This window comes from Alteromonas alvinellae, from assembly GCF_902705805.1.
Genome location: NZ_CACSIH010000031.1, coordinates 22181 through 28600, shown reverse-complemented (window position 1 = coordinate 28600; position 6420 = coordinate 22181). Strand labels below are relative to the sequence as shown.

At 39.7% G+C, this 6420-nt stretch carries 5 protein-coding genes; all 5 read right to left on the bottom strand.

Annotation, left to right across the window (positions count from 1 at the left end; all coding sequences use genetic code 11):
- Positions 1–26: 26 nt before the first annotated feature.
- A complete protein-coding gene (locus ACX5KA_RS02315) occupies positions 27–2528 on the bottom strand; it encodes a motility associated factor glycosyltransferase family protein (RefSeq protein ID WP_458730308.1) in 2502 nt (833 codons plus the stop codon).
- A 316-nt stretch (positions 2529–2844) separates the two neighbouring features.
- Positions 2845–3270: a flagellar export chaperone FliS gene (gene fliS, locus ACX5KA_RS02310; RefSeq protein WP_020743050.1), complete on the bottom strand. Its 426-nt coding sequence runs from the start codon at positions 3268–3270 to the stop codon at positions 2845–2847.
- A gap of 18 nt (positions 3271–3288) precedes the next feature.
- On the bottom strand, positions 3289–4716 hold the full coding sequence (gene fliD, locus ACX5KA_RS02305) for a flagellar filament capping protein FliD (RefSeq protein ID WP_239258048.1): 1428 nt from the start codon (positions 4714–4716) through the stop codon (positions 3289–3291).
- A 10-nt stretch (positions 4717–4726) separates the two neighbouring features.
- Complete coding sequence (locus ACX5KA_RS02300) at positions 4727–5194, bottom strand: flagellar protein FlaG (protein ID WP_342324604.1); 468 nt, start codon at positions 5192–5194, stop codon at positions 4727–4729.
- 91 nt (positions 5195–5285) lie between these two features.
- On the bottom strand, positions 5286–6107 hold the full coding sequence (locus ACX5KA_RS02295) for a flagellin N-terminal helical domain-containing protein (RefSeq protein ID WP_020743047.1): 822 nt from the start codon (positions 6105–6107) through the stop codon (positions 5286–5288).
- Between the last annotated feature and the right edge of the window lie 313 nt (positions 6108–6420).

The window sequence follows — 6420 nt, the reverse complement described above, 5'->3', positions numbered from 1 at the left end:
CCTGTCAATAGGGCCTTGGTGAACGGTTACTTTTCAACGACCTCTCGAGTGTCGACTTCGACACCAGCACGGACTCTCAACTTATCTATGCCCTCTAATAAGTCTGTACTCTTGATTCTTTCTTCGAATCGTTCTATAAATCGCTCACAATCTAATGTTTGAAACGCCTCGTTTTCAAGCCAGTTTGTAAGTTTTCTTCTCGAATCTGGCGTAGAGGTAATTAAGACATTCTTTGGATCGAGCGGAATAGTACCTTTAATTTTTGCACCATCGTTTAAGTTATATACTTCAGCATCACTAGAAGAAAGAGTTCGCTCAATCACTGCTTTCGACATTTTGAATTCATATTTCGTTTTGACGTATGGCCTGAGGTTACCTTCAACAACAATCGATGTATTATTTTCTTTTTGATAATCGTAAAGCTCATTACCATTTGAGGTATAGTATCCTGAGTGCTTAGAGTGATGATGCTTTAAATCGACAAACCCCATATCTACGCCAAGCAAATAAATCTGCTTAAACCCAACTTCAACGACAAAGTCAATCGCGAAATTGGATACTGTGGGGTAAGAGTTTCTGAGCGTTGAAAAATTAAGTTCACTCATAAGCGACGTAAGCATTAATGTTGCTGCTTCACCATTTTTAAGTGATAAAAAGGCATCTTTGTAAAGACTTGCCGTATCTGGATGAACTCCGTTTCCACTAATAAGTTTAACCCGTTTTAAAAACTCCCTGTCTTTAATTCGTGCGGTCCAATCAAAAGTCGAACGATTCACTTCGATATCAGCGTGATAATCAGGAACTATATTATGTTTATGTAGGGCCTGTAGCGCCGTTCCACAACTTATGACGATTACGTTTTCTCTTTCAGCTTTCAGAAGGGGAAATAAATTATCTAGCGAAGGGCCATTGCCAACAATAAAAACAGGGACATCTTCAAGTTCCCGCGGCGACTTTTTACGTTCAAGCAAAAATTTCACTCTATTTTCTACTGCCCACTTCGAATGAGAAATAATATAACGGGAGTTTTCAAAATTATCACCAAGACCTACAATGAGTTTTAAGTCTTCGCGTAGGTTCGATAACGTAGGTTCAAGAATGTCGTTGTCATAGCTTTTAAAAAGATAAGTATTTGCAAGATGATAAGTACCTACATTATGAAACTGCGTAAGAAAATCTTGGACCAGATTCGAGCCATCATCACCTATATTTAGATATATTCTTCCACCGCTTTTATCTATTTGCTCTAAAATTTTATGCCAATCAATAGCAAACAAGGATCCATAGAAAAAATCTCTGTTTGGCTCATAAAGAAAAAGCTTTTCAACATCATGAGACTTCATAAGAAATTCGAGCTGATAACCAATACCCAGGCCGAACATTAATACTGACTTTATTTTTTGCCCTATCGAAGCGCTCTCACTTTTATAATTGCGAAATTCCTTTTGCACTCTCATTACTGTTTGGTGGTGATAGTATGGTGATAACTTGCCACCTGCATACCCCAAAATCAGTTCATCTTTGCTAGGATTATCTCTAAACAGCTTATATATTTCTTCAGATTCGCCAACGGGGTCATCTCCTAAAAGAAACTCTCCCCATTTTATGTTCTTTAAATTGGCTTTTTGGTCTCGGTTTACAACGACTTGCCAATGCTTGGTTCTATAATTTTTGAACTCAGATGCAATCTCTGGAAAGTATTTCTCAAAGGCCTTCATATTACTTTCGAATAATTGATGAGTATCGGGTAACTTATGCCAGTTCTTAGTATCGACAACGGGAGCCCACTTTGGCAGGTAACTTTCAAAGCCTTTTTTTTCGACCGTCTCTCTTAGATCCATAGAAAGAAGCCAGTTATTCGATACTAATTCATCAAAAATATCATCGAAAGCGCTATTATGATAATGAAAATATACTGCAAAACGATCCAAAGAAAAGGCTTGCTTTAACTCACTTAGATCACTGAAAAGGCTCTTACCATTATTTGGTATCTGGAAATAGAGCGAAATATTTTGTTCTTGAGCATAAACAAAAATCTTTGGCCAGAAACCAGAGTAAAGCGAGCAGCCAAGGAAATCCGGGTTGGGTTCATAAACCACAAGGTGCTTTGGCTTCAATTTTATAATAAGATCGTAAATATGTAAGCCTAAACCAATACCGAAAACAACGAGACCATCGAGCTTTTGCGTATTAACTGCCTCATCTTTCAATCTTGTCTTACCAAGCTGCAGTACATAGGGACTAAGGAGAAAACGCTCTACATGAGCTGAGATAGCGTTGGTTCTATTAGGACCGTAAAACACGTTTCCAGATTCATATTCAACAATATCTAGCTCGCTTTCACGGTTTATATAAACTGAATGGTGACCATTTCCGCTTTGTTTAATAAGAGAATAGATCGAAGGAACAATACGCTGAAAACATCTTAAACTCTGATTGAAGTTTTTATTAATTAATGAGGAAAAAGACTGTTCGCGCTTCTCTTGTGTTTCGTTTTCAGTGAGGAATAGTTGGATTGCTTTACGCATCTTTATCTGTATCTCTTAACCGCAGCTTCATTTCTCTTAAGCTTTATTACCTCACTTTTTGCATCATGGAGCAAGCGTGAAGTAAGGTCTTCAAGGTATCTATTGGCGTTTAGCTCATTTTCTACAAAATTTCGCCTAGCTTCACCTCTGAGTTTTTTTATCTCCCTTATAACAACTTTGTGCCGAAGTTGAGTAGCGTAAGCAAACTCTTCCGAAAATCTATCAATGTCTAGGAGGTACTGCTGAATTCTCCAATTGACAATCCGCAAAAACAGTGGACTATGCTGATGGTTTAGGTCGACGGTGAAGCCTTCACTCATCCAAGACTTTCTCTTTGTTGGTTCGCATACGCTTCTTGCTTCGCGCTTTCGGGTATCTGAGCCCAAGCATCTCTTATTGGCTCTAATAAACTATAGGATTCATCCAACGGCTCCACCGAATTATGCAAATGCGCCTCATTAATTCTGTCTAAAATATAGCTATACAAAGAATATAAGTTATTAGAGATTTCACCGCCCGCATTAAAATCTAAAGTATCTCTTAGGTGCATGATGATAGAGGTCGATTTAGATATAAAACCCGATTTTGCAACTAAATCCTTACGTTCTATTGCCCCCTTTGCATAGGCAATTCGATCTAACGCACCTTGAATTAACAATAACGTGAGTTTGTGAGGGTCCGCTGTTGAAATATCTTGCTTCAGATTACCTTTTTGATATGCCTTAATGCCTCGTAATGACATAGTAACTCCAATTATTTTTTAAATAAGCGCTGCAAATAGAGCAGAACCAGTTTGATTAAGCTGCGCAACTGTTTTGTCTAAATTCACATATTTTGATCTCACAGTTTGCTCAAAACTGATCATGCGTAATTCAAGTGCTTCTCGGGCTGAATTGATGTTTTCCCGACTTTCCTTCGCACTTTTTTCTCTCAAGCTGATAAGCCCGTCAGAAGAAGAGAATTCATCGACAAAATTGTATATCCTTACCGCAATTCCTTCATTCTCATCTGTAAATAGTTTTGCAATATCATCAAAATTATCTTCAAGCGCATCCTTAAGACGCTCCTCTCCAGAGCCTAATCCAAAATCACTAGACCCAATCTCTAACTTGCCATCTTTATCAAGTTCTACCCCAAGCCGGAAGAGCCCACCCAGAGAAGAATTGCTTACATTCTCACTGACTATTTTTGCAAGGCCAGATTGCATACCTCTTAGAAGAGAGTCGCCTGCCAAGGCTCCATCATCCTCTAGGCTTGACTCGCCATATCGAGTAAGCCTTCCAATTTCATCGATTAACCCATTGTAGTTATCAACGAAATCTCTAATTTTTTGTTCCAATCCCTCTTTATCAAAACCTATTCCTAAAGTTGATGCGAGGGCTGCACCATTAGCGTCTTTAGGAGATAGCTCATTGACAGTGAAAGAAACGTTTTGAATAGTATTGTCAAACTCGTTGCTACTACTTTCAACGGTAATCCCGTCTACTGTTGCAATGGCATTTTTTGCTAACTCAATATTATTCGCTGAGATATTAGACGCACCTCCTCCCGTCGAGAGTCGGTCCAGCTCTGCGTTATCGTTTGTGATAGAGAGGTCGTTACCTGCTCCGGTCTCCTCTGAAACAAAAACAAGTCTTGGTCCTTCAGCAGTTCCGGTTTCAATAATATTAGCAGTCACACCAAAGTTATCAGCAGAATTGTTTACCAACTCCCGTAAGTCTGCAAGCGAGGTTGTGCTATCGACAGTTATAGTAAAGCTTTTATCTGTATTTACCGCGAACGTCAAAGAACCGGTTCCTCCAGATAAAAGTGCGTCTGAACTCGACGAAAAATCGCCAGCGTTAGTCGTTATCCGGCTTCCTGCTGACAACTGATCCACCGTTATGGAATAACTGCCTCTTAATGCAGAAGAAGACGCTTCGGCAGAGAGAACATCATTATCCTCTGAAGGGTTTTTGACGGTTGGTTCCCTACCGTTTATGTCGCTATCAGTGCGGAGTTCGTCTACTGAATCTTTAAATTCAGATAGCTTAGACTTTATTTGGCCTAGACCAGAGATTTCGGCTTCTACAGCCTCTTCTCTCGCGTTTAAGCTTTCTTCCTTTGGCTGCCTTTCAGCCGAAATAAGCTGTTGTACCAAATCATCTAAAGCTAGCCCTGAGCCAACACCTAATGATTGTATCGTCATAATTTACCCCTCAGACTTGTTGATCAATGAACATTCCTACCGTTTGTCCAATATCGTTTTGCAAGTCTTTAATTCTTTCAGCGAGTTCGAGAACATCCTCAGAAGGAATCTGTCTTATAACCTCATCGGATTGCGCGTCTTTCACGATTACCACAGAGCGATTAGTTTCCTCGTCTATTGAAAATGCAAGATCCCGATTTTGAGTCTTTAAAAAAGATTCTACCTTCTTAGTCGCCTCATCAAGCGTAATTTTCGCTTCTGATGACTCGTTATCGGCGATTATTCGGCTTACTTGAGTAGAAAATTGATCATTACTCGCTATAAGTTCATCTGCATTTGTGTTTTTAGACTTATTCTCACTGTCCAGTTCTTGAGAAATAACACCAGTCTCTGATTTTACTCGTATTTGAGGCTCGACATCTCTCCCCATAGAGGGCGAAGCAAATACTTGACCACCTTGCATATTTTGAATTTTCACGAACTATCTCCCCATCTAAAACACAAAAACGAGTGCTCGCAATAAAGCGGGCCCCCGTTTCTGAATTACTGTGCGACTTTTAGAGTATAGCTTACCCGAGCAAAGACAGCGCGGTTTGTGGACGCTGATTAGCCTGACTAAGTACAGAAACAGATGCCTGCTGAATTATCTGGTTTCTAGTCAAAGCCGCTGTTTCAGCAGCGAAATCTGTATCTTTTATCTGAGAACGCGCCGCTGAAACATTTTCTGAGATGTTACTTAAATTTCTGATTGTTGATTGAAAACGATTTTGTAGTGCGCCAAGCTCCGCACGCTGAGCTCCCAATACCGACAGCGCAGCATCCACTTCGGCAAGCATACTAGATGCTCCACCGGCAGAAAGGACATCTCCATCTATCGATAAGCCATTAGCACCAAACCCACCTGTTCTTGAAAGGTTCACGCTAATCGTCTGATTAGCGTTTGCACCAACAAGAAATTTTGCGGAAAAGCCGCCTGCAAGCAAAGTAACGCCACCGAATTCTGTTGTTGCTCCCACTCGAGAAATTTCTTGACGAAGTGCCGAAACCTCTTCTTGCAATGCTTTTCTATCAGCTGTGCTGTTTATACCGTTTTGCGATTGTACAGCAAGCGTTCGTATACGCTGGAGAGATGTAGTTGTCTCCTGTAACGCTCCCTCTGCAGTTTGAGTAAGCGAAATAGCATCGTTGGCATTTCTTACGGCTTGATCTAAACCTTGAATTTGTGACGTCAGTCTGTCAGTAATCTGCAAGCCTGCAGCATCATCAGATGCACTATTTATTCGAAAACCTGAGGAAAGACGTTCAAAAGATGTATTCAATTTATCACTAACGTCAAAAAGCTGACGCTGTGCATTTATTGATGATACGTTAGTATTTACAAATAAAGACATGTTACTACCTCCAAGAGACCTGACCGTACGTATTTCAGCCAGCTCTTTCCAGTTAAAACTAGCAAGGTCACTACGCTTACTAATCCATCATTAATAAAAAAGTATATTACCCCTCAACAATGGTATCGGCTCAAACTTTAAGTTCTTGAGCTTTTTTTTCATTATTTTGAATAAATAATTCGGCAATAATTTAAATTACTGTTTTTTATAATAAAAATATGCACGTAAATTACGTTATACACTGATATGAGAGTGCTTTTGTTGAAACCTATACCATCGCTTCAATTGGGCAAATGATACAAAGTATTCGAGC

Excerpts from the sequence above, each read along its gene's own strand:
- ACX5KA_RS02315 (WP_458730308.1), bottom strand. The coding sequence starts at position 2,528 with ATGCGTAAAGCAATCCAACTATTCCTCACTGAAAACGAAACACAAGAG.
- fliS (WP_020743050.1), bottom strand. The coding sequence starts at position 3,270 with ATGTCATTACGAGGCATTAAGGCATATCAAAAAGGTAATCTGAAGCAA.
- fliD (WP_239258048.1), bottom strand. The coding sequence starts at position 4,716 with ATGACGATACAATCATTAGGTGTTGGCTCAGGGCTAGCTTTAGATGAT.
- ACX5KA_RS02295 (WP_020743047.1), bottom strand. The coding sequence starts at position 6,107 with ATGTCTTTATTTGTAAATACTAACGTATCATCAATAAATGCACAGCGT.